This is a genomic window from Sphingomonas panni (assembly GCF_022664435.1).
Classification (GTDB): Bacteria; Pseudomonadota; Alphaproteobacteria; order Sphingomonadales; family Sphingomonadaceae; genus Sphingomonas; species Sphingomonas panni.
In genome coordinates this window covers 120,619-142,719 of sequence record NZ_JAKREU010000010.1, presented here as the reverse complement: position 1 = coordinate 142,719, position 22,101 = coordinate 120,619, and the positions used below count along the sequence as shown (strand labels likewise).

Sequence of the window (22,101 nt, the reverse complement as noted above, 5' to 3'; positions counted from 1 at the left end):
TTTAAACGATCCCAACGCACCTTGAATGCGCTAGACCGCAAGCCGCCGCCCACATGTCCCTTCATCTAAACTACAATTTCAAAGAGCAAGACAACAATACCGGCGTCGCGTCGCTACCCCTCTTTAGAAAGGGCAGATCACGTCGCCTGCGTTTCGCTGTCTGCTGCGGCGTCCGTGTCGGCCACCGCTGCGGTGAACCCCCTCTAGGCGGGTGAAACTTTACTGTCAACAAACTTTCTCAAAAAAGTTCCCTACACAGGTGACACGGCACGGCCCGGCCGTACAGCCTCAGGCGGATGGTGCCGGTTCGGTGCTTTCCCGATGGCCGCTCATGGCCGCACCGGCATCGTCGTCGAAACGGCGGTTCCACAGGATGGCGGAGCCGGAAATCACCGCAAGGATCACGAACGCGCACGAGAATACGGCCAGGCTGGGCTGCCCGGTGCCGCCGACCACCGTTCCTACCTCCAGCACCATCGCCGCCGTACAGATGCCGAGCGACAGCATCAGCTGCTGGAACGTCGCGTAGAAACTGGTCGCAGCGCTCATCCGCACATCGTCGACCTCGGCATAGGCGATCGCGTTATAGCCGGTGAACTGGAACGAGGTGAAGAAGCCCGACAGCGCCAGCACGGCGGCGATCGCCCCGGCGGGCCAGTCGGGTCGAAAGAACGCACAGGTCGCATAGCTCAGGCTGCTGACCAGCCCCGACACGATCAGGCTGCGACGAAAACCGAACCGCCTCAGCACCCGCGGCGCGATCGCCTTCATCGCCAGTGCGCCGATCGCGCTGGCCATCGTGATCGTGCCCGTCCGTGCCGGCGACAGTCCGAAGCCGAGTTGCAGCATCAGCGGCAGCAGGAACGGCTGTGCGCCCTGCGTGATTCGCGTCAGCGACCCGGCGATCACCGACAGACGAAAGGTCGGAATCCGCATCAGCCGCAGGTCGAGGATCGGGCTGACACTATGCCGGGCATGACGGACATAGGCGGTGCCCACGACCAGCCCGACGATCGCGAGGACGATCGCCACCCGCCCCGTGCCCGGCCGGCTCGCCAGTTCGAAGCCGAACAGCAGGCACCCCAGCGCTACGCCGGACAACAGGAACCCGACGGTATCGAACCGTCCCGTCCGCGCGCCCCGGATATCGGGGATCAACGCCAATGCGCCGGCAATGCCCGCAATGCCGAAGGGGATGTTGAGATAGAAAATCCAGCGCCAGTCGAGCCAGGTAACGATCATCCCGCCCAGCGGCGGTCCGAGGATCGGCCCGACCAGCGCGGGCATCACCAGCCATGACAATGCCTGCACCATGTCTTTGCGCGCGACGCTGCGCAGCAGGATCAGCCGACCGACCGGCACCATCATCGCGCCGCCGATCCCTTGCAGAAATCGCGCGGCGACCAGCATCGGCAGCGATCCCGCCTGCGCGCACAGGATCGAACCGACCAGAAAGACCCCGATCGCCGCGCAGAACAGGTTCCGTCCGCCGAACCGGTCGGCCAGCGCGCCACTAGCCGGGATGAACAGCGCCAGCGACAGCAGATAGCTGGTCAGGGCCAAGCTGAGATTGGTCGCGGGCACGCCCAGGTCGCGCGCCATGGTCGGCAGCGCGACGGTCAGCACCGTTCCATCGAGTTGCTGCATGAACATCGCCGACGCCACGACCAGCGCGATCACGCGGAAACCGCGCGCTGGCCCTTCCGCCGTCACTGCCGCTGCCGTTCCGCCCATATCACTCCACCCGCATGCTGCGCCGCCAACGCTTCAAAACGCGATCCGCACCCGGCCTGCCAGACTCCGTCCATGATCCCGTTCAACTGCAGCCGGACGACATCGTCGGAATTTCAGTCCCCCACGAAGAACAGCGCCGTCCCCTGCCCGCTCGTCGGATTGTCGTCATGGTTCACTTCCTCCTGGCGCGCTACCCGCTCAACTGCGCCGCTGCCGCCGGTGGTCGGCGGGTGCAGTACCGTGGATCGAGTCCACACACCGCCGCGCGTCGGATAGGGGCGACGTCTCGCAGGTCGGGAACCAGCCGCCCTGCACCGCCCCTTCCGAATGCCGCGGCGCCCGCGCCTCGGCATAGGCCCGGAGCCGATGCGGGACCGCAGGCTCGCCCCGACGTGACGAAGGACGAACCAACCCGCGGGACAGAAACCGGCCCAACCCCGTCACGCCGTCTTGCGACGCTGTATCCGGCCACCGACCAGCAGCGCGGTCAGCGACAGGATCGCGGCGGCGGCGCACCATGCGCCGGGGATCGCCTTGTCACCGGTCGCCCCGATCAACGCGGTGCTGATCGCCGGGGTGAACCCGCCGAAGATCGCGGTGGCGAGGCTGTAGGCCAGGCTGAAGCCCACCGTGCGGACATGCGCCGGGATGACTTCGGTCAGGTACGCGATGAACGCACCGTTATAGGTCGCATAGATCGCCGCCAGCAGCAGCTCGACCGCGAGCAGCCGGCCGAAGCTGGGTGCCGCGACCAGCCAGTTCATCAGCGGATAGGCGAGCAACGCGCCCAGCACGGTCGCCGCGATCAGCAGCGGCTTGCGCCCGATCCGGTCCGACAGCGCGCCCATCACCGGCAGCAGCACGAAGTTGGCGATGCCGACACAGGCGGTGACGAACAGGCTCTCGCCCGCCGACAGCGACAGCACCTTGCTGCCGAAGGTCGGGGTATAGGCCGTGATCATGTAGAAGAAGACCGTGGTCATCACCGCCATCAACGTCCCCTGCAGCACGACGCCCCAGTTATTGCCGATGGTGAGCATGATCTGACCGAGCTGTGGATGCTCCTTGCGCTGCAGGAACGCCTCGGTCTCTTCCATGTGGCGACGGATGACGAACAGGAACGGGATCATGACGCAGCCGATGATGAACGGAATGCGCCAGCCCCACGCCTGCATCGTCGCCGGCGACAGGCTGGTCGACACCAGCAAGCCGATCAGCGCGGCGAACACCACCGCCGCCTGCTGGCTGGCCGACTGCCAAGAGGTGTAGAAGCCCTTGGCGGAAGGCGGGGCGATCTCGTTCAGATAGACCGATACGCCGCCGACCTCGACGCCCGCCGACAGGCCCTGCATCAGCCGTCCGATCAGGATGATGACCGGCGCGGCGAGGCCGATCTGCGCATAGGTCGGGGTGACCGCGATGGCGAGCGTACCGAGCGCCATCAGCCCCAGCGTCAGCAGCAGCCCCTGCCGCCGCCCCTTGCGATCGATATAGGCGCCCAGCACCAGCGCGCCGACCGGCCGCATCAGGAAGCCCGCGCCGAACGTCATCAGCGTCAGCATCAGCGACGCGAATTCGCTGCCGGTCGGAAAGAACGCGTTCGAGATGTAGGTGGCGTAATAGCCGAACACCATGAAATCGAACATTTCGAGGAAGTTGCCGCTGGCGACGATGAAGATCGACTTGAACGCCGACCTCTTGGCGGCGGCCGATACCGGCGGCTGAACCGCGACCGCATCGGCGGCGACGGGGATGGCTCGGGTCATGGCTTGGCCTTTGCGACGACCGGTTCGAGGCCGCTGTCGCGGATCTGCCGGTGGGCTTTGGGGGAGGCGAGATAGGCGATCAGTGCACGCGCGTCCGCCTGATGCGGGGAATAGGCGACGATCCCGGCGGAGAAGGGCGTGACCTTCTGCAGGCTGTCCGGCAGCAGGCCAACGATGCGGATGCCCTTCACCGGCTTCAATTCGCTTAGTTGCTGGAACCCGATCTCGGCATCGCCGTCGGCGACGATCTTGCCGACCGGGGTCGCCGGGATCATCCGCCCCTTGCGCCGGACCTGATCGGCGATGCCCAGCCGGTCGAGCATGACCGACTGGATGTAGATGCCCGAGGCGCTGTCCGACCATGCGACCGACTTCGCGTTGACCAGCGTGCGGCGGACCGCTTCCGGGGTGGCGATGTCCGGTGCGGGCGCGCCGGCCTTCACGGCGACGGCGATCTTCGACAGGCCGAGATCAACTTCGGTGCCCGGCGTGATCGCCTTGGCAGCCGCCAGCTTGTCGAGCCCGCCGCGCGCGAGGATCACGACATCGGCCGCCTCGCGCCGGGCCAGCCGGTTGGGGATCGCCTGCGGCGTGTCACCCATCGACGGGCCGTGTTCGGTGACGATATGGCCGCCGGTGTCGCGTTCATACTGCTTCGCCAGCGCCTCGAACGCAGCGGTGAACCCACCCGACGTAATGACATGAAGTTCGCGGGGCTTGGCCTGCGCATCGGCGGTCGCGCTGAGCGTGGCGAGGCCCAGGAGCAGCGCAAAGCGCAGTCCGCCGCGACGCGACAGTCGCATCGCCGGCCTGAAGCGGGAATCGTGCATGATGCCTCTCTTTCGTCCTGCTCCCGATGCAGGCTCTCGTTGCGGCAGAAGCTGTGGATGCCGTGCCTTGCGCGACACTAAGCCTCACAAACGCCCATTGTATCAAATGCAATTATCGGGACGCTTAATGCTTCTGACGCATCAATTTTTGAGGAGCAGCGTCGCTTCTGCGCCACCTTTGCCAATTTCGGGTGCAATTGCCGCCGGGATCATCGCAGCGATGCTGCCGGGCGCGTCGGCGCCAGCGGCGGGATAACGTGCGAGCGGGCTAGCCCTCATTCCACGTCCCGGCAAGCAATGCCATCAACCGTGACGCAGTCGGCGACAGCGTGGCGGACGCCCGCCGCAACACCCCGATCGTCCGCACGACTTCCGCCCCCTTGAGCGGCCGCCACAGCAGATCGCGCGCCTCCGGCCCCTCGCAGGCGAGACGCGGCAGGACCGACGGCCCCAGCCCGGCCTGCACCAGCGCCAAGGCAGAGGTCAGGCGTGTGACCTCGTAGAACCAGCGCAGCTCGATCCCCGCCCGCGCCAACCCGGCGTCGAGCGCGGTACGGTTACCGCTGCCCATATGCACCGTGACCAGCCGCAGGCCGGTCAGGTCGGTCCAGCCGGGATCGGCAATCTCCGCCAGCGGATCGTCGCGGCGACAGACCAGGCCATAGGGATCGTCGATTAGCGGTTCGAACACCAGGTCGCCATCCAATGCGACCGGCAGGCTAATGGCGAACTCCGCCTCGCCGGTCCGCACCGCCTCCGCACATTCGGTCGCCGACAGGTCCAGCACTCGGACGCGGACGTTGCGATATTCCTGCCCGAAGCGTTCGAGGATATCCGGCAGGAACCGGACGGTCGCGCTGGGAATGCTCGCCACGGTCAGCCGTCCGGCCCGCCGCTCGCCCAGCGCCATCATGCCGAGCAGCGAGCTGTCGATCTCCTCCAGCAACCGCCGCAGCAGCGGGACGACCTCCTGTCCCGCCGGGGTCAGCCGGACGCTCCGCGTCGTCCGCTCCAGCAGCGGCGTGCCGACCAGCGCCTCCAGCTTCTGCACCCGCCGGCTGAGCGCCGGCTGGGACAGGTTCAACTGCTCGGCGGCGCGCAGGAAGCTCTTGCCCTCCGACACCGCGATCACGGCGCGCAGGTCCAGCAATTCGCAATTAAGCGGTGTCATACCCAGTGGCTATCAGCGAATCCCGGTTCGCGCGAGGGGCACGTGCTGTCGATCCGGACGCACGCGATGCGCGGTCACTATACGCCGGCACTATGCGATTGGCCGGAATCGCTCTCGAATTGATATGTTCCAGAAGCCTAATCGCCCACCCCGTAAGGCACCGTCGCATGGACGTGCCGCGCCATAGGGGTAGCAACCATGAAGTTCCGTCCTGCCGCCATCGCCGTCGCGCTGGCAGCATTCCCGGCCACCGCGCACGCACAGACAGCTGCCGAGCCGACCGACCCGCCAGCCGCCGTGACCATTAGCGGGTCGGCCGCGATCGCCTCCGACTATCGCTTCCGAGGGGTGTCGCAGTCGGATCAGGAGATGGCGGTCCAAGGCGGCATCACCATCGCCCATGACAGCGGTGCGTATATCGGCACCTGGGCATCGAACCTCGCCGGATGGGGCACGTTCGGCGGCGCGAACATGGAACTCGACCTGATCGCCGGGTACAAGACCGCGATCGCCGCTGGCGCGACGCTCGACGTCGGGCTGACCTGGTATGTCTATCCCGGCGGCGCGGACAAGACCGACTTCGCCGAACCCTATGCCAAGCTGAGCGGCACCGCCGGCCCGGCGTTGCTCACCGCCGGCGTCGCCTATGCGCCGAAGCAGCAGGCGATCGGCAAATGGTATGCAACCGGGGCCGATGCGGCCAGCGGCGTCTACACCCGGCCCGGCGCGAAGGACGACAATCTGTACCTGTGGGGCGACGCCGCCCTGCCTGTCACCGGCAGCCCGATCACCGCAAAGGCGCATATCGGCCATAGCTGGGGGCAGGACGGCCTGGGTCCGAACGCCACCGCCGTGTCGCCGACCGGCAGCTATTGGGACTGGTCGGTCGGGGCGGACGCGACCTGGCGCAACCTCACCCTGAACGTCAGCTATGTCGACACCGACATCTCGAACCGCGACGCCACCTATCTCCGCCCCAGCTTCAGCCGGGGACAGGACGGCAGCGGCAACATCGCCGGCGGGATGGTCGTCGTCGCGCTGACCGCAGCCTTCTGATCGGGGAACACAGCCATGCAGGATCTGCTCTGGGTCGGCATCATGGTCGGACTGGTCGCGCTGACGCTCGCCTATGTCCGACTGTGCGACAATGCGTGAGGGGACGGCGATGACCCTCGACCTCTGGCTCGCCGCGATCACCGCGCTCGGGCTGCTCGTCTATCTGGTGGCGGTGCTGATCCGCCCCGAACGCTTCTGAAGGGAGCGGCTTCATGACCATTCAGGGCTGGCTCCTGATCCTTGGCTTCGTCGGCATCCTGCTGGCACTCGCCAAGCCGATGGGCCTCTGGCTGCACGCGCTCTACGAAGGGCGCGACACCCCGCTCCACCGCCTGCTCGGCCCCGTCGAGCGCGGCTTCTACCGCCTGTCCGGCATCAATCCCCGCCAAGAACAGGGCTGGCGGCGCTATGCCGTCCACATGCTCGTCTTCAATGCGGTGCTGATGTTCTTCACCTATGCCGTGCTGCGGTTGCAGGCGGTGCTGCCGGGCAATCCGCAAGGGTTGGCGGCGGTCGGCGAGCATCTGTCGTTCAACACCGCGATCAGCTTCACGACCAACACCAACTGGCAGAGCTATGGCGGCGAAAGCACCCTGTCGAACCTCAGTCAGATGCTGGGGCTGACCATCCCTAATTTCTTGTCAGCGGCGACCGGCATCGCGCTCGCCTTCGCGCTGTTCCGCGGCTTCGCCCGGCGCGAAGCGAAGGCGATCGGCAATTTCTGGGCCGATGTGACCCGCATCACGCTCTACCTGCTGCTGCCGCTCTGCATTGCACTTACGATCTTCTATATCGCCAGCGGCGTCCCGCAGACGATGGCCGGCGTCGTCGATGTCCAGACGCTGGAAGGCGCGCGCCAGTCGATCCTGCTCGGCCCCGTCGCTTCGCAGGAAGCGATCAAGATGCTCGGCACCAATGGTGGCGGCTTCTTCAACGCCAATTCGGCGCATCCGTTCGAAAATCCGACCACGCTGACGAATTTCATCCAGATGCTGTCGATCTTCGTAATCGGCACCGGTCTCACCTGGACCTTCGGCAAGGCGGTCGGCAACCCGCGTCAGGGTTGGGCGATCCTCGCCGCGATGATGATCCTGTTCCTCGCCGGCACGACCGTCACCTACTGGTCGGAAGCGGCGGGCAATCCGATGCTGCATAATCTGGGTGTCGCCGGCGGCAATATGGAGGGGAAGGAAGTCCGCTTCGGCATCGCTGCCTCCTCGCTGTTCACCGTCATCACGACGGCGGCCTCGTGCGGCGCGGTCAACGCCATGCACGACAGCTACACCGCGCTTGGCGGCCTGATCCCGCTGTTCAACATGCAGCTGGGCGAGGTCGTGATCGGGGGCGTGGGTGCCGGCATCTACGGCTTCCTGCTGTTCGCGATCCTCGCGGTGTTCGTCGCCGGGCTGATGGTCGGACGCACGCCCGAATATGTCGGCAAGAAGATCGAGGCGCGCGAAGTGAAGCTGGCGGTGCTGGCCATCGCGGTCCTGCCGCTCGCGATCCTCGGCCTTACGGCGCTGTCGTCGGTGCTGGAACAGGGACTGGCCGGGCCGCTGAACAAGGGTCCCCACGGGTTCAGCGAAATCCTCTACGCCTTTACCAGCGCGGTCGCGAACAACGGGTCGGCCTTTGCGGGCCTCACCGCCAACACCCCCTGGTATAACGGGATGCTCGGCGTCGCGATGTGGCTGGGCCGGTTCTTCGTGATCGTGCCGATGCTGGCGATCGCCGGCAGCCTGGCGGCCAAGAAATACACGCCGGAAAGCGCGGGGTCCTTCCCGACGACCGGCGCTCTGTGGGTGGGGCTGCTGGTCGGCATCATCCTGGTGCTGGGCGGCCTGACCTTCCTGCCGAGCCTCGCGCTCGGTCCTATCGCCGATCATCTTGCGATGATCCGCGGCCAATCCTTCTAAGGGGAGCCATCGTGGCACAATCCCAGGGCAAGAGCCTGTTCACCGCCGACCTGGTCGTGCCGGCGGTCAAGGCGTCGTTCGTCAAGCTGCACCCGGCCGAACTGGTGCGCAATCCGGTGATGTTCGTGACGGCGACCGTCGCGGCACTGCTGACCATCCTGCTCGTCGTCGGCAATGACGGCCTGACCGCCGGGTTCAAACTGCAGCTTGTGGTTTGGCTGTGGCTGACCGTGCTGTTCGGCACCTTCGCCGAAGCATTGGCGGAGGGGCGCGGAAAGGCGCAGGCCGCGTCGCTGCGCGCGACCAAGGCGGAACTGACCGCCAAGCGGCTGCGCGGCGACGGGCGCGACTATGAGAATGTGCCGGCCAGCGCGCTTACCGTCGGCGACGTGGTGCTGGTCGAAACCAACGACCTGATCCCCTCGGACGGCGAAGTCGTGGCCGGCGTGGCCTCCGTCAACGAAGCGGCGATCACCGGCGAAAGCGCGCCGGTGATCCGCGAGGCGGGCGGCGACCGCAGCGCCGTCACCGCCGGCACGCGCGTCATCTCCGACGAAATCCGCGTCCGGGTAACCGTCGAGCCGGGCAAGGGCTTTCTCGACCGCATGATCGCGCTGGTCGAGGGGGCCGAGCGGCAGAAGACCCCGAACGAGATCGCGCTGACGCTGCTGCTGGTGGGCCTCACGATCATCTTCCTGATCGCCGTCGCCACCATTCCGGGCTTCGCCAGCTATGCCGGCGGCAATATCCCGGTCGCGATCCTCGCCGCGCTGCTCATCACGCTGATCCCGACGACCATCGCCGCGCTGCTGTCGGCGATCGGCATCGCCGGCATGGACCGGCTGGTCCGCTTCAACGTGCTGGCCAAGTCGGGCCGTGCGGTCGAGGCGGCGGGCGATGTCGACGTGCTGCTGCTCGACAAGACCGGCACGATCACCATCGGCGACCGGCAGGCGTCCGAGTTCCGCGCGGTCGGCGGCACCAGCGAGGCCGAACTGGCGGAAGCGGCGCTGCTCGCCAGCCTGGCGGACGAAACGCCCGAAGGCCGCTCGATCGTCGTCCTCGCCCGCGATCGGTTCCACGTTGCGATCACCGAACTGCCCGCCGGCGCGGAGGTCATTCCCTTCACCGCCCAGACTCGCATCTCCGGGGTGCAGGTCGGTGGTTCATTGATCCAGAAGGGTGCGGTCGATTCGATCCTGCGCGCCAATGCCGGATCGAGCGAAACCGCCGCTGCGACCGAATTGCGCCGCATCACCGACGAGATCGCCCGCGCCGGCGGCACGCCGCTGGCGGTCGCGATGAACGGCCGGCTGCTGGGTGCGATCTTCCTGAAGGATGTCGTGAAGGCTGGCATCCGCGAACGCTTCGGCGAATTGCGCGCGATGGGCATCCGCACGGTGATGATTACCGGCGACAACCCGCTGACCGCCGCTGCCATCGCCGCCGAAGCCGGGGTCGACGACTTCCTCGCGCAGGCGACGCCGGAGGACAAGCTGGCGCTGATCCGCAAGGAACAGGCCGGCGGCAAGCTGGTCGCGATGTGCGGCGACGGCACCAACGACGCCCCCGCCCTCGCCCAGGCGGACGTCGGCGTGGCGATGAACACCGGCACGCAGGCGGCGCGCGAGGCGGGCAACATGGTTGATCTCGACAGCGATCCGACCAAGCTGATCGAGGTCGTAGGCCTCGGCAAGCAGTTGCTGATGACCCGCGGCGCGCTGACGACCTTTTCGGTCGCCAACGACGTGGCGAAATATTTCGCGATCATCCCGGCGATGTTCGTCGCACTCTATCCAGCCTTGGGGGTGCTGAACGTCATGGGGCTGGCCTCGCCGCAATCGGCGATCCTGTCGGCGATCATCTTCAACGCGGTCATCATCCCGATGCTGGTGCCGCTCGCGCTGAAGGGCGTGACCTACAAGCCGATGGCGGCGGGACCGCTATTGTCGCGCAACCTCGCCCTCTATGGCCTGGGTGGCCTCGTCGCGCCGTTTTTCGGGATCAAGCTCATCGATATCGTCGTCAGCGGCCTCGGCCTGGCGTAAGGAAGACGGACATGAACAAGGATTTCTCCTCCGCGCTGCGGCCGGCCATCGTGATGACGCTGCTGTTCGCCGCGCTGCTGGGTCTCGGCTACCCACTGGCGATGACCGGGATCGGACAGGCGCTGTTCCCGGTACAGGCCAATGGCAGCCTGGTCCGCGACACGACCGGCCGCGTGATCGGGTCGAGCGTCGTCGGACAGGCGTTCACTACCGACCGCTATTTCCAGACCCGCCCCTCCGCCGCCGGCAAGGGCTATGACGGCCTGGCCTCGTCCGGCTCGAACCTCGGCCCGACGTCGAAGGCACTGATCGAGCGGGTGAGCGGTGATGTTTCGAAGCAGCGTGCGAATGGGGTGAACGGTCCCCTGCCCGCCGATCTGGTTACCGCCAGCGGGTCGGGGCTGGACCCCGACCTGTCGCCAGCCGCCGCGTTGGTACAGGCACCCCGGATCGCCCGCGTGCGCGGTGTGGGTGTCGATGCCGTTCGTAAACTGGTCGAAGGACAGACCGAAACCTCCGTTCTCGGCGATCCGACCGTCAACGTCCTCGCGCTCAACCGTGCGCTGGACAAGCTGGCCCCTGCCCCGCGCTGATGCCGGCAGCCGATCCGCACCGCCCCGATCCCGACGCCCTGCTGCGCGCCGCCGCGCAGGAAGGGCGCGGGCGGCTGAAAATCTTCCTCGGCGCGGCACCGGGGGTCGGCAAGACCTATGAGATGCTGTCCGAAGGGTCGGCGCGCAAACGCGACGGCGTCGACGTGGTGGTCGGCGTCGTCGAAACCCATGGCCGGATCGAGACCGAGGCGCTGACCCGCGGACACGAGATAATCGCCCGGCGCGACATCGCCTATGAAGGCCGGACGCTCGGCGAAATGGACATCGACGCCATCCTCGCCCGCAGCCCCCGCCTCGTGCTGGTCGACGAACTCGCCCACACCAACGCGCCGGGCAGTCGCCATCCCAAACGCTATCAGGATGTCGAGGAGCTGCTGGCGGCGGGCATCTCGGTCTATTCGACGCTCAATATCCAGCATGTCGAAAGCCTCAACGACGTGGTGGCCAGCTTCACCCGCGTCCGCGTGCGCGAGACGGTGCCTGACAGCATCCTCGAAGCCGCCGAGCTGGAGGTGGTCGATATCCCGCCCGACGAGCTGATCGACCGGTTGAAGGCGGGCAAGGTCTATCTGCCGCAGGAAGCGACGCGGGCGCTCGACCATTTCTTTTCCAAATCCAACCTGTCGGCGTTGCGCGAACTGGCGCTGCGTCGCGCGGCGCAGGCGGTCGATGCGCGAATGCTCGACGACGTCCGGGCGCTCGGCCTTGGCGGCACCTGGGCTGGCAGCGACCGGATCGTCGTCGCGATCAACGAACTGCCCGGTGCCGACAATCTGGTCCGCGCGGCCAAGCGGGTGGCCGACGGCCTGCACGGCCCCTGGACCGCATTGTTCGTCGAAACGCCACGCACCGCCGCCTTCACCGCCGCACAACATGCGCGCGTCGCCGCGACGATGACGCTCGCGACGCAACTGGGCGCGGCCGTCGCGACCGTGCCTGCGCCCAATGTCGTGGAGGGGATACGCAGCTTTCTTGCCGATGCCCGGGCGACCCAGCTGGTGCTGGGCAAGTCGAACCGGTCGCGCTGGTTCGAACTGCGCCATGGATCGGTCGTCGACCGGCTGGTGCGCGATACGCCGGGGGTGACGGTCCACGTCCTGCCGGTGCCCGACGAAGCGACGCGCGATCCCGGGCGGCTGCGGCCGACGCATCCATGGGGAACGCCGGCGGGCTATGCGATCACCACCGCGATGGTCGCCGGCATCACCGCGATCGCCAGCGCGCTCTTCCACATCCTCGAACTCGGCAATATCGGGATGCTCTACCTGCTCCCGGTGATGGTCGCCGCCAGCCTGCACGGGCTGCGGACCGGCCTGTTCGCCGGACTGGCGTCGAGCCTTGCCTACAACTTCTTCTTCCTGCCGCCGGTCGGCACGCTCAGCATCAGCAATCCCGAAAATATCGTTTCGCTCGTCGTCCTGTTCGGGGTGGCGGTCGTGACTAGCCAGCTGACCTCGCGCGTGCGGGCGCAGGCCGACCTTGCCGCCGCCAGCGCGCGGACCAACGCCACCCTCGCCGGCTTCCTCCGCCAGATCGCGAGCGTGAACGACATCGACGTCGCGGCGCAGATGATCTGCGACGATGTTCGCCGGCTGCTGGGGGTGCAGGTACTGCTGCTCGGCCCCGATGGCGGCAGCGAGGTTGCCATCCTCGCCGCCACCGATCCCGCCTACCGGCTCGAAACCATGGACCATGCGGCCGCCAACTGGGCATTCGAAACCGGCACCCCGGCGGGCAAGGGATCGGGCACGCTCACGGCGTCGGAATGGCTCTTCCATCCCCTGAAGGCCGGGGAACGCATGGTCGGTGTGCTCGCTGTGGCGAACGAAGCCGGCGGCAATCCGGTCCGGCCCGACCAGCTGCCGCTGCTCTCCCGCCTTGCCGACCAATCCGCGCTGGTCCTCGAACGCCTCCGGCTGCAGGCGGAGATGCGCGATATCGATGCGGTCCGCACCCGCGACCGGCTGCGCGCCGCCTTGCTATCGTCGGTCAGCCATGACCTGCGCACCCCGCTGACCGCGGTAATGGTCGCCGCCGACCAGCTGGCGCAGGAGGTGACGCCGGAACTGGTCGGCACGATCCGGTCGGAATCGGCGCGGCTCAACCGCTTCGTATCGAACCTGCTCGACATGGCACGCGTCGAGGCGGGCGCGATCCGGCTGAAGATCCAGGCGACCGATCTCAGCGATGCCGTCGCCGGCGCCGCGCAGGATGCGCGCGCGGCGCTGGAGGGGCACGAGGTCCGGCTCGACGTGCCGCCCGACCTGCCGCTGGTGCGGGTCGATCCGCAATTGCTCCACCACTGCCTGCTCAATCTGCTCGACAATGCCGGGCGCTACGCCGATCCGGGGACCGCAATCGTGATCGAAGGCCGCAACCGCTATGGCGAGATCACCCTGTCGGTGCGCGACCAGGGGCCGGGCCTTCCCCCCGGACAGGAGGCACGCGTGTTCGAAACCTTTACCCGGCTGGAGGGGACCGACCGTTCCGCCGGCGGCACCGGGCTGGGACTCGCCATCGTCAAGGCCTTTGCCGAGGCGATGGGCATGAGCGTCACCTCCGCCAATCGACCGGACGGAGAAGGCGCTATCTTCGCGCTACGTTTCCCGCCCGCGCTGCTGCTGCGCGACTTGACCATGGGGAGTGCGGATTGATGCCGGCCAGCATTCTGATCGTCGATGACGAACCCGCCATCCGCCGCCTGCTGCGCAACACCCTTACCCGCGCGGGCTATGCCGTGATCGACGCGTGCAACGGGCGCGACGCACTGCACGCAGCGGCAGCCGAGCGGCCCGATGCCATTCTGCTCGACCTTGGGCTGCCCGATCGCGACGGCCTCAGCCTCATCCCGCTGTTGCGTGCCCAAGGCGATGCCGTCGTGCTGGTGGTGTCCGCGCGCGATGCCGTGGAAGAAAAGGTATCCGCGCTCGACCTTGGCGCGGACGATTTCGTGACCAAGCCGTTCGATACCGACGAACTGCTCGCCCGGCTCCGCGTCGCGCTGCGCCACCGCCGTACCAACGATCCGGCCCCGCAAGTGGTCGAGCGAGGCGACCTGCGCATCGATCTCGACCGGCGGACCGTCGCACGCCACGGCGTCGAGGTCCACCTGACGCGCAAGGAGCATGACGTGCTGGCGCAGCTCGCCCGTCACATCGGGCGGATCGTGACGCATGAACGGCTGCTCACGTCGTGCTGGGGCGGCGACGAAGACCCGCGTATCGAATATCTCCGCATCGTCATCCGCAATCTCCGGCAGAAGCTCGAAGCGCCCGATCCGGTCGGGAGCGTCATCGCCAACGAACTGGGCGTCGGCTACCGCCTGCGGACCGATGGCTGACGGGGCGTTTGGCGCTAGTCCCGGGCGGCGGTATAGCCGCAGGCATGACCGATCTGCCGCGCAATGCCGACGTCGAAACGATCCTGCTCGGCCCCGTCCTTCCGGCGCGGGACTGTGGCGACTGTACTGCCTGCTGCACGCATTTGACGGTCAACTCACCCGATTTCGCCAAGCCGGCGGGCATATCCTGCACCCATCTGACGGCCGGCGGCTGCGCCATCCATACGGTGCGGCCGCATATCTGCCGGACCTGGTTCTGCGTATGGCGGCGGCGGGCCGACCTGCCCGATGCCGCGCGGCCGGACCGCTCGGGCCTGCTCGTCTCGCTCAGTTTCGTGGACCACCCGCAAAACTGCCTGGAGGCGGTATTCATCAACGTCCGCCTGCTGCCCGGCAGCGACGCACTCCGCAACGGCATGGCGGCGGCGATGCTCGACCGACTGTGCGATCAACTCGTGCCGGTGTGGTTCAGCGACGGGCAGGAGAAAATGCTGATGCACCCCGCCGCCGATGTCGCGCGCCATATACTGTCCGACACACCCGCCCCGACCCATCTTGCTGCAGAGGTCGCCGCTTGGCGGGAACGCTATGCGCTGTTCGACGCAGACCGCCCCACCGCCACCTGACCGCGGACCCGCAGACGCATACTGACAACGTTATCAGCTTCGCATACAATTGACAGAACGGCGACAAGCCGAACGGGGGAGGACGACCATGACGGTATCGACAAACGCTTGCTCGAACGGCATTGTGAACGTTCACTTATTCGGTCGTCCGCGTCTATTCCTCTCCATCAGAAAGCATCCGATGTCCGCCTTCTCCCGCACCGCCCTGTTGCGCCTTCTTGGCAGCTCGCTGCTTGCCGGCAGCGCCCTGACCACGCCCGCGCTGGCCCAGACGACCAACAACGCGCCCAAGGCAGCGACCGCTCCGACCGATGGCCCGGCGGCGCGCCCATGGATGAACACGTCGCTCGACGCGGCCGCGCGCACCGAACTGCTGCTGAAGGCGATGACTCTCGACGAGAAGCTGCAGCTCGCCTTCGGCTATTTTTCGACCAAGGCGGAATGGCAGCGCAGCCCCATCAAGAACTGGCAGATGCCCAAGGATGGCCTGCCCGATTCGGCCGGCATCGTGCCCGGCATCCCGCGCCTTGGCATTCCCAGCCAGTGGCAGACCGATGCCGGCGTCGGCGTCGCCAGCCAGCGCACGCCAACCCCACGCCTGCGCACCTCGCTCCCCTCGGGCATCGCGACCGCCGCGACGTGGAACCCCGACCTTGCCGAAGCCGGTGGCGCGATGATCGGGAACGAGGCCTTCCTGTCGGGTTTCAACGTCCAGCTGGCCGGCGGCATGAACCTGATGCGCGAACCGCGTAACGGGCGGAATTTCGAATATGGCGGCGAAGACCCGCTGCTCGCCGGCATCATCACCGGCCGCGAGATCAAGGGCATCCAGTCGCAGAACGTCGTCTCCACGATGAAGCATTTCGCCTTCAACGGGCAGGAGACGAACCGCTTCAACATCGACCACAGGATCGGCGAACAGGCCGCGCGCCAGTCCGATCTGCTCGCCTTCGAATTCGCCCTTGAAATCGGCGATCCGGGGTCGGTCATGTGCGCGTACAACCGCGTCAACGGCTTCTATGCGTGCGAGAATGACTGGCTGCTCAACAAGACGCTGAAGCAGGACTGGGGCTATAGGGGCTTCGTCATGTCGGACTGGGGGGCCACCCACTCCACGACGCAGGCGGCCAATGCCGGGCTCGACCAGCAATCGGGCTGGGCGTTCGATCGCTCGCCCTATTTCGCCGATGCGCTGCGCGAAGCGGTCAACAACGGCTATGTTCCCGAAGCGCGCGCAACCGACATGGCCCGTCGCGTGCTGTGGGCGATGTTCGACAACGGGCTGTTCGACAAGCCGGTGGCGGGCGATCGTGCCACGACCATCGACTATGCCGCCCATGCCGCGGTCACCCGCGCTGATGCGGAAGAAGGCATCGTCCTGCTTAAGAACACCGCCGGCCTGCTGCCGCTGTCGGGCACGGCGAAGTCGATCCTCGTCATCGGCGCCCATGCCGATGTCGGCGTGCTGTCGGGCGGCGGATCGAGCCAGGTCTATCCTTATGGCGGCCCGGCCGACGGCCTTGCCGTGCCGGACGAATTCCCGAGCGGCTTTCCCGGTCCGAAGCTCTATCACCCCTCCTCGCCAATGAAGGCATTGCAGGCCCGCACCCGCGCGACCGTCACCTATCTCGACGGCAAAGATGTGAAGGCCGCCACCGCCGCCGCGCGCAAGGCCGATGTGGTGATCGTGTTCGGCGAACAATGGACTGGCGAATCGATCGATGCGCCGAACCTGAACCTCCCGGACAATCAGGACGCGCTGATCGATGCGGTCGCACGCGCCAACAAGCGTACCGTCGTCGTCCTGGAGACCGGCGGCCCGGTGCTGATGCCATGGCTGAACAAGGTCGGTGCGGTGCTGGAGGCGTGGTATTCCGGCACGTCGGGCGGCGAAGCCATTGCCCGCGTCCTGACCGGTGAGGTCAATCCCTCGGGCCATCTGCCCGCGACCTTCCCCGCATCGCTCGCCCAACTGCCCCGCCCGGTAATCGAGGGCGATCCCAAGCTTGACCGCGACTCGCACCCGATGGGCAATTACGACGTCGAAGGGGCTGCCGTCGGCTACAAGTGGTTCGACAAGACCGGTGCCAAGCCGCTGTTCCCGTTCGGCTACGGCCTGTCCTACACCAACTTCACGCTCGGCGGGCTGACCGCGACGCCGCAGGGCAAGGGGGTGCAGGCTAGCTTCACCATCACCAATAGCGGCAAGCTGCGTGGCAAGGGGCTGGCCCAGCTCTATGCCGCCGGCAATGGCTGGGAAGCACCCAAGCGGCTCGGCGGGTTCACCAAGGTCGATCTGGCCCCGGGCGAGAGCCGGACCGTCACGCTGACCGTCGATCCGCGCCTGCTGGCGACGTTCGACAGCAGGACGCGCGGGTGGAACATCGCGGGTGGCGACTATCAACTGCTGCTGGCCCACTCCGCTACCGACATCGCGCAGCGTGCGACGGTGCGGGTTGCTGCGGCCACGCTGGACAATCGCGGGCGGTAGGCGGCGCACACCCGCCCCTCCCATTCGGGGGGGGGGCGGGCCGACTATCGATCCGCCCTACATCACAGTAAAAATACGTCGCCCCAGCGAAGGCTGGGGCCTCCTGCGGCGAGGCGCGTGCTTCCTTGCGGGGAGATCCCAGCCTGCGCTGGGATGACGTATAGGGCGGGCAACGATGCAGGGCATGCCTCAACGCGAGGTGCCACCCTACGAACCGATGCAGGCCGCCCTCCCCCTCACCAACCAAAAAAGGGCCGCGGTAGCAAACGCTACCGCGGCCCTTTTCAAGTACATCGCAGCGGCAATCATCCGCGCGCGCGTTACTTCTTGCCGAGCGTGAGACCGCCGAAACGCTTGTTGAAGCGTGCGACCTGGCCACCCGAGTCCAGCATCTGGCCACGGCCGCCGGTCCATGCCGGGTGCGCCAGCGGATCGATGTCCAGCGTCATCAGATCGCCTTCCTTGCCCCAGGTCGAACGAGTCTCGAACACCGTGCCATCGGTCATCTGGACCTTGATGGTGTGGTAGTCGGGGTGGGTGTCTTTCTTCATCGGTCGTCTCCGCAGGCGGCTGGTTCCGACCAGCCTTGGAAATGGGAAGGCGCGCCCGTACACGGACGCGCCCATAATAGCAATGATCGCTGTCGGCTTACGCCTTGGGCGGGTCGGCGATCATGGCGGTGAATTCGCATTCCGCCGCCAGTTCACCGTCGATCCGCGCCTTGCCCGCAAATTTGCAGACCCGAGCGCGCTTCTGCACGAATTCGGCTTCCAGCGTCAGCAGGACGCCCGGTTCGACCGGCTTGCGGAACTTCACGCCGTCGATCGACATGAAATAGACCAGCTTGCCCGACCCGGCGAGACCGAGGCTCTCGACCGCGAGGATGCCGGCGGCCTGCGCCAGCGCCTCGACGATCAGCACGCCCGGCATTATCGGACGACCGGGGAAATGCCCTTGGAAAAAGCCTTCGTTGATCGTCACCGCCTTGATCGCGGTGATCGACCGGTCGGGGATCAGTTCCGCGACACGGTCGACCAGCAACATGGGATAGCGATGCGGGATCGCCGCCATCACGCGCGTGATGTCGAGCGGTCCGATCGAGGTCGCTTCCCCTTCCACGATCAGCGGCCTGCCGGACGCGCACCGGTGGCGGGTGCCGCGGCCGGGGCGGCCTGTGCCGGCGCGGTCACGCTGACGCTGGGCAGCTGCGCATTGAGCGCGGCCAGCACCGCGTCGGTGATCTCGGTCGCCGGCGCGTTGTAGAAGCTGCTGCCCTTGTCGACGGCCAGCGTCGCGCCACGCTGCTGCGCGACCTGGGTGATGATCGGACCCAGCTTGGTGCCGATCTGCTCGCGCACATAGGCGATGTTGCGCTGGACCTGCTGTTCCTGCTGACCGATCTGCTGCTGCGCCTGCTGCTGCTTCTGCTCGAACGTGCGGATACGGGTCTGGAGCGTGGCGTCCGGGTTGCCCTTGGCAGCCGTCACGGCGGTCTGCAGCGACTGCGCTTCGGTCTGCAGCGGCTGGCCGAGCTGGGTCGCAAGCGACTGGAGCTGGGTGCGCTGGGTCTGGAGCTGCGCGGTCGCCGCCTTGCACGCGGTGCAATCGCGGAAGATGCGCTCGGAATCGACGACCGCGATCTTCGCGTCGGGCAGCGCCTGCGCGAACGCCGGAGCGGTCGGGAGCGCGAAGACGAATGCGGCGACAGCCGCCTTGGTGAAGCTACGCATCAGAATTGAGTTCCTACGTTGAAAGTGATGAGTTTCTTGTCGTCGCCCGGCTGGCTCAGCAACGCCTTGGCAAGGTCGATGCGCAGCGGCCCGAACGGCGAATTCCAATTGACCCCGATACCGATCGACAGGCGCGGCTTGGCCGAATCACCCAGGAACTGTTCGAGGAACGGATCGGTCGTCGACGTAGCGATGGTGTTGGTTTCGCCACCGGCGCAGGTGCCGCCGATCGACGCCGAATAGCCCACCGCGCAAGTCGTCTGGCGGAACGCCGGCGCACCCGAAGCGTCGGTGAACTGGTTGTTGTACACCTGCTGACCGTTGATCTTGGTCAGCTGGGTAAAGGGCAGCAACGACGGCGACCCGTCCTTGTTGAACTGCAACGTACCGTCGCTGTTGCGCGCCTGCTGGAACTGCACCGTCGGCAGCGGGCGGGTGACGCCGAACAGCGCACCGGCTTGGATAAAGATCGACGGGCGCAGGCCCAATTCGGCGATGCCCGATCCCAGCGGCGGCTCGAGTTCGAGCTTGCCCAGATAGTACGCCTTGCCGCCCAGCGGGTCGTTCAGCACCTGATCGCGCGCGGTGATCAGCGCCTGATCGCCGCCGGCGACCGAACCGCTGTACCGCTGCCGCTGGATGCGCGGGCCGACACCGCGAATGTCGAAACCGCGGAACTGCGGCTCGCCCAGATAGAAGCGGTCGACGATGCGGACCGGGTCGATCCCCTGCCCTGGGCTCTTCTGCAGCGCGTGGATATAGCCGCCCTCGATCCCGGCCGACAGCACGAAGCCACCAAGGTTCCAGTATTTGTCGAAGTCGCCGCGCACGCGGGCATAGCGCACGTCGCCGCCCAACCCGGCGAAATCGACGCCGGTGACCAGCCGCTGGCCGCGCGACGGACGCAGGCGGTTGTTGAGATTGTCGAAGATCAGGTTCGCACCGACGATGCTCGACAGGCGGTTGCCGATCGAATCGCACAGATAGCGGCCGGCCTTCAGCGGGTCGCAGACGCCGTCGGTGAAATAGGTCGCCTCATCCAGCCCGACATTGTCCTGGCTCAGCTGATAGCGGCCCGACAGCGTCCAGAATTCGGTCAGCGGCACGCTCGCCACAATCTGACCACCGGTCGAAATCTGCGAATAGAGCGAGTTGCGACCGGTGCCGAGGAAGTTGAACGAATTGAAGTCGCGGCGGAAGATCGTACCGCCCAAGGCCACGTTCTTGTCGAACAGATAGGGTTCGGTGAAGCCCAGTTCGACCGACTTCTGGTAGGTTGAATAGTTCACCGACGCCTGCAGGTCCTGCCCCTTGCCACGGAAGTTCCGCTGACGGATCGACGCCTGGATGATGAAGCGTTCGAGGCTGGAGAAACCGGCCGACAGCGTCAGTTCGCCGGTCGACTTCTCCTCGACGTTCGCGGCCAGGACGATGCGGTCGGGCGAGGAACCTTCCTTGCGCTCGATCTCGAACTTTTCCTGGAAATAGCCGAGCGAGTTGATGCGATCCTGCGACCGCTTGATGAGGAAGGCGTTGAACGCGTCGCCTTCGGCCACGCGGAATTCGCGGCGGATCACGCGGTCCTGCGTCTGGGTATTGCCGGTGATGTCGATCTTTTCGACATAGGTCCGGTTGGCTTCGTTCAGGAAGAACGTGATCGCCATCGTGTGGTTTTCACGATCGGGCACGAATTCCGGGCGGACGTCGGTAAAGGCATAGCCGAACAGGCCGGCATATTCGCTCAGCTGGTCGACGGTGTCCTCGACCTGCTTGGCATTGTACCAGTCGCCCTTCTTCATCGGCAGCGTCTTGGTCAGCGATGCGTTGTCGAAGTCGCGAATGGCCGATTCGACCGCCACGTCGCCGAATTTGTAGCGCTCGCCTTCCTCCACCACATAGGTGATGATGAAGTCTTCCTTGTCCGGCGTCAGTTCGGCCACCGCCGAGATCACGCGGAAATCGGCATAGCCGTTGGTCAGGTAGAACTGGCGCAGCTTCTGCTGGTCATAGGCCAGGCGATCCTGGTCATAGCTCGTATTGGAGCTGAAGATCCGCCACGGCCGCGATTCCTTCGTCGCCATCTCGCCGCGCAGTTCGCTGTCGCTGAACACCTCGTTGCCGAGGATGTTGATCTGGCGAACCTTGGACTTCGGCCCTTCCTGGATTTCGAAGATCACGTCGACGCGGTTCTGGTCGAGCATGACCATCTTCGGTTCTACATTCGCCGCGAACCGGCCCTGGCGGCGATACAGTTCGACGATGCGCGCGACGTCGGCGCGAACGGCGGTACGGGTGAAGATCTGCCGCGGCGCGAGCTTGATCTCCTTGGTGATCTTGTCGTCCTTCAGCCGCTTGTTGCCTTCCAGCACCACGCGGTTGATGATCGGGTTCTCGCGCACCCGGACGATGATATCGCTGGTCTCGGCGCCCTCGATCTCTACATTGGCGAGCAGATCGGACGCGTACAGGTCCTTGATCGCCTGATCGAGCGTTTCGGCAGTGTAGGGAATGCCGACACGCAGCTTGGTGTAGGACAGCACCGTATCGGGTTCGATACGCTGTGCCCCCTCGACGCGAAGCGAGCGGATGGTGCGGGTCGGCACGACCGGTGCCGCCGGCACCTGCGCGGCGGGCGGCTGGACTGCCGGGGCAGCAGCGGCGGGGCGCGTCTGTGCCGTAGCCGCCGTGCCCGAGAGCATCGTGCTCGCGAGCAGCGCAACGCCGTGCGCGCCGTAGATCGAAAACTTGCTTGCCGTCACCAAACCCACCCCAACCGGAG

At 66.4% G+C, this 22,101-nt stretch carries 17 protein-coding genes; 9 read left to right on the top strand and 8 right to left on the bottom strand.

The genetic code is table 11. The features are described 5' to 3' along the window. Nucleotides 1–288: 288 nt before the first annotated feature. The 4 genes from MF609_RS17105 to MF609_RS17090 all read right to left on the bottom strand — a co-directional run bounded on the left by MF609_RS17105 (nt 289) and on the right by MF609_RS17090 (nt 5,501). Entirely contained in the window at nt 289–1,734 is a 1,446-nt protein-coding gene (locus MF609_RS17105; protein ID WP_242417350.1) for an MFS transporter, read from the bottom strand. A gap of 440 nt (nt 1,735–2,174) precedes the next feature. Then, nucleotides 2,175–3,500 carry an MFS transporter gene (tcuC, locus tag MF609_RS17100; RefSeq protein ID WP_242417349.1) on the bottom strand — a complete coding sequence of 442 codons (1,326 nt, stop codon included), beginning with the start codon at nt 3,498–3,500 and terminating at the stop codon, nt 2,175–2,177. Continuing rightward, a complete protein-coding gene (locus MF609_RS17095; protein ID WP_242417348.1) occupies nt 3,497–4,330 on the bottom strand; it encodes a substrate-binding domain-containing protein in 834 nt (277 codons plus the stop codon). The genes tcuC and MF609_RS17095 overlap by 4 nt, the downstream gene beginning before the upstream one ends. Before the next feature lie 268 nt (nt 4,331–4,598). Then, nucleotides 4,599–5,501 (bottom strand): LysR family transcriptional regulator, encoded by a 903-nt coding sequence (locus tag MF609_RS17090; RefSeq protein WP_242417347.1) that lies wholly within the window; start codon nt 5,499–5,501, stop codon nt 4,599–4,601. Nucleotides 5,502–5,699: 198 nt separating this feature from the next. Here MF609_RS17090 and MF609_RS17085 point away from each other — a divergent pair, with 198 nt between their 5' ends. The 9 genes from MF609_RS17085 to MF609_RS17045 all read left to right on the top strand — a co-directional run bounded on the left by MF609_RS17085 (nt 5,700) and on the right by MF609_RS17045 (nt 17,592). Beyond that, nucleotides 5,700–6,557, top strand: coding sequence for a TorF family putative porin (locus MF609_RS17085; protein ID WP_242417346.1), 858 nt, complete (start codon nt 5,700–5,702; stop codon nt 6,555–6,557). Between the two features lie 109 nt (nt 6,558–6,666). Further along, nucleotides 6,667–6,756 carry a K(+)-transporting ATPase subunit F gene (gene kdpF, locus MF609_RS17080; protein ID WP_066689868.1) on the top strand — a complete coding sequence of 30 codons (90 nt, stop codon included), beginning with the start codon at nt 6,667–6,669 and terminating at the stop codon, nt 6,754–6,756. 13 nt (nt 6,757–6,769) lie between these two features. Further along, on the top strand, nt 6,770–8,473 hold the full coding sequence (gene kdpA, locus MF609_RS17075; RefSeq protein WP_242417345.1) for a potassium-transporting ATPase subunit KdpA: 1,704 nt from the start codon (nt 6,770–6,772) through the stop codon (nt 8,471–8,473). Between the two features lie 11 nt (nt 8,474–8,484). Further along, on the top strand, nt 8,485–10,521 hold the full coding sequence (gene kdpB, locus MF609_RS17070) for a potassium-transporting ATPase subunit KdpB (protein WP_242417344.1): 2,037 nt from the start codon (nt 8,485–8,487) through the stop codon (nt 10,519–10,521). Nucleotides 10,522–10,532: 11 nt separating this feature from the next. After that, complete coding sequence (gene kdpC, locus MF609_RS17065; RefSeq protein ID WP_242417343.1) at nt 10,533–11,114, top strand: potassium-transporting ATPase subunit KdpC; 582 nt, start codon at nt 10,533–10,535, stop codon at nt 11,112–11,114. Beyond that, nucleotides 11,114–13,789, top strand: coding sequence for a sensor histidine kinase (locus MF609_RS17060; protein ID WP_242417342.1), 2,676 nt, complete (start codon nt 11,114–11,116; stop codon nt 13,787–13,789). Before kdpC ends, MF609_RS17060 begins: the two co-directional genes overlap by 1 nt. Next, the gene (locus MF609_RS17055; RefSeq protein ID WP_242417341.1) at nt 13,789–14,475 is read left to right on the top strand and encodes a response regulator transcription factor; all 687 of its coding nucleotides are present in this window, start codon (nt 13,789–13,791) and stop codon (nt 14,473–14,475) included. Before MF609_RS17060 ends, MF609_RS17055 begins: the two co-directional genes overlap by 1 nt. Before the next feature lie 44 nt (nt 14,476–14,519). Further along, complete coding sequence (locus MF609_RS17050) at nt 14,520–15,101, top strand: YkgJ family cysteine cluster protein (protein WP_242417340.1); 582 nt, start codon at nt 14,520–14,522, stop codon at nt 15,099–15,101. Nucleotides 15,102–15,282: 181 nt separating this feature from the next. After that, a complete protein-coding gene (locus MF609_RS17045) occupies nt 15,283–17,592 on the top strand; it encodes a beta-glucosidase family protein (protein WP_242417339.1) in 2,310 nt (769 codons plus the stop codon). Nucleotides 17,593–17,912: 320 nt separating this feature from the next. Here the strand turns inward: MF609_RS17045 and rpmE are convergent, their stop codons facing one another. From rpmE to bamA, 4 genes are all read right to left on the bottom strand, one after another. Continuing rightward, on the bottom strand, nt 17,913–18,143 hold the full coding sequence (rpmE, locus tag MF609_RS17040) for a 50S ribosomal protein L31 (RefSeq protein ID WP_055792580.1): 231 nt from the start codon (nt 18,141–18,143) through the stop codon (nt 17,913–17,915). 97 nt (nt 18,144–18,240) lie between these two features. After that, complete coding sequence (gene fabZ, locus MF609_RS17035) at nt 18,241–18,711, bottom strand: 3-hydroxyacyl-ACP dehydratase FabZ (protein WP_066689860.1); 471 nt, start codon at nt 18,709–18,711, stop codon at nt 18,241–18,243. Between the two features lie 2 nt (nt 18,712–18,713). Beyond that, entirely contained in the window at nt 18,714–19,322 is a 609-nt protein-coding gene (locus MF609_RS17030) for an OmpH/Skp family outer membrane protein (protein ID WP_242417338.1), read from the bottom strand. Further along, entirely contained in the window at nt 19,322–22,081 is a 2,760-nt protein-coding gene (bamA, locus tag MF609_RS17025; protein ID WP_242417337.1) for an outer membrane protein assembly factor BamA, read from the bottom strand. The genes MF609_RS17030 and bamA overlap by 1 nt, the downstream gene beginning before the upstream one ends. Between the last annotated feature and the right edge of the window lie 20 nt (nt 22,082–22,101).

Bases quoted from the DNA above. Each gene is read 5' to 3' on its own strand.
- MF609_RS17105 (WP_242417350.1), bottom strand. From the start codon at position 1,734: ATGGGCGGAACGGCAGCGGCAGTGACGGCGGAAGGGCCAGCGCGCGGT.
- tcuC (WP_242417349.1), bottom strand. From the start codon at position 3,500: ATGACCCGAGCCATCCCCGTCGCCGCCGATGCGGTCGCGGTTCAGCCG.
- MF609_RS17095 (WP_242417348.1), bottom strand. From the start codon at position 4,330: ATGCACGATTCCCGCTTCAGGCCGGCGATGCGACTGTCGCGTCGCGGC.
- MF609_RS17090 (WP_242417347.1), bottom strand. From the start codon at position 5,501: ATGACACCGCTTAATTGCGAATTGCTGGACCTGCGCGCCGTGATCGCG.
- MF609_RS17085 (WP_242417346.1), top strand. From the start codon at position 5,700: ATGAAGTTCCGTCCTGCCGCCATCGCCGTCGCGCTGGCAGCATTCCCG.
- kdpF (WP_066689868.1), top strand. From the start codon at position 6,667: ATGACCCTCGACCTCTGGCTCGCCGCGATCACCGCGCTCGGGCTGCTC.
- kdpA (WP_242417345.1), top strand. From the start codon at position 6,770: ATGACCATTCAGGGCTGGCTCCTGATCCTTGGCTTCGTCGGCATCCTG.
- kdpC (WP_242417343.1), top strand. From the start codon at position 10,533: ATGAACAAGGATTTCTCCTCCGCGCTGCGGCCGGCCATCGTGATGACG.
- MF609_RS17060 (WP_242417342.1), top strand. From the start codon at position 11,114: ATGCCGGCAGCCGATCCGCACCGCCCCGATCCCGACGCCCTGCTGCGC.
- MF609_RS17055 (WP_242417341.1), top strand. From the start codon at position 13,789: ATGCCGGCCAGCATTCTGATCGTCGATGACGAACCCGCCATCCGCCGC.
- MF609_RS17050 (WP_242417340.1), top strand. From the start codon at position 14,520: ATGACCGATCTGCCGCGCAATGCCGACGTCGAAACGATCCTGCTCGGC.
- MF609_RS17045 (WP_242417339.1), top strand. From the start codon at position 15,283: ATGTCCGCCTTCTCCCGCACCGCCCTGTTGCGCCTTCTTGGCAGCTCG.
- rpmE (WP_055792580.1), bottom strand. From the start codon at position 18,143: ATGAAGAAAGACACCCACCCCGACTACCACACCATCAAGGTCCAGATG.
- MF609_RS17030 (WP_242417338.1), bottom strand. From the start codon at position 19,322: ATGCGTAGCTTCACCAAGGCGGCTGTCGCCGCATTCGTCTTCGCGCTC.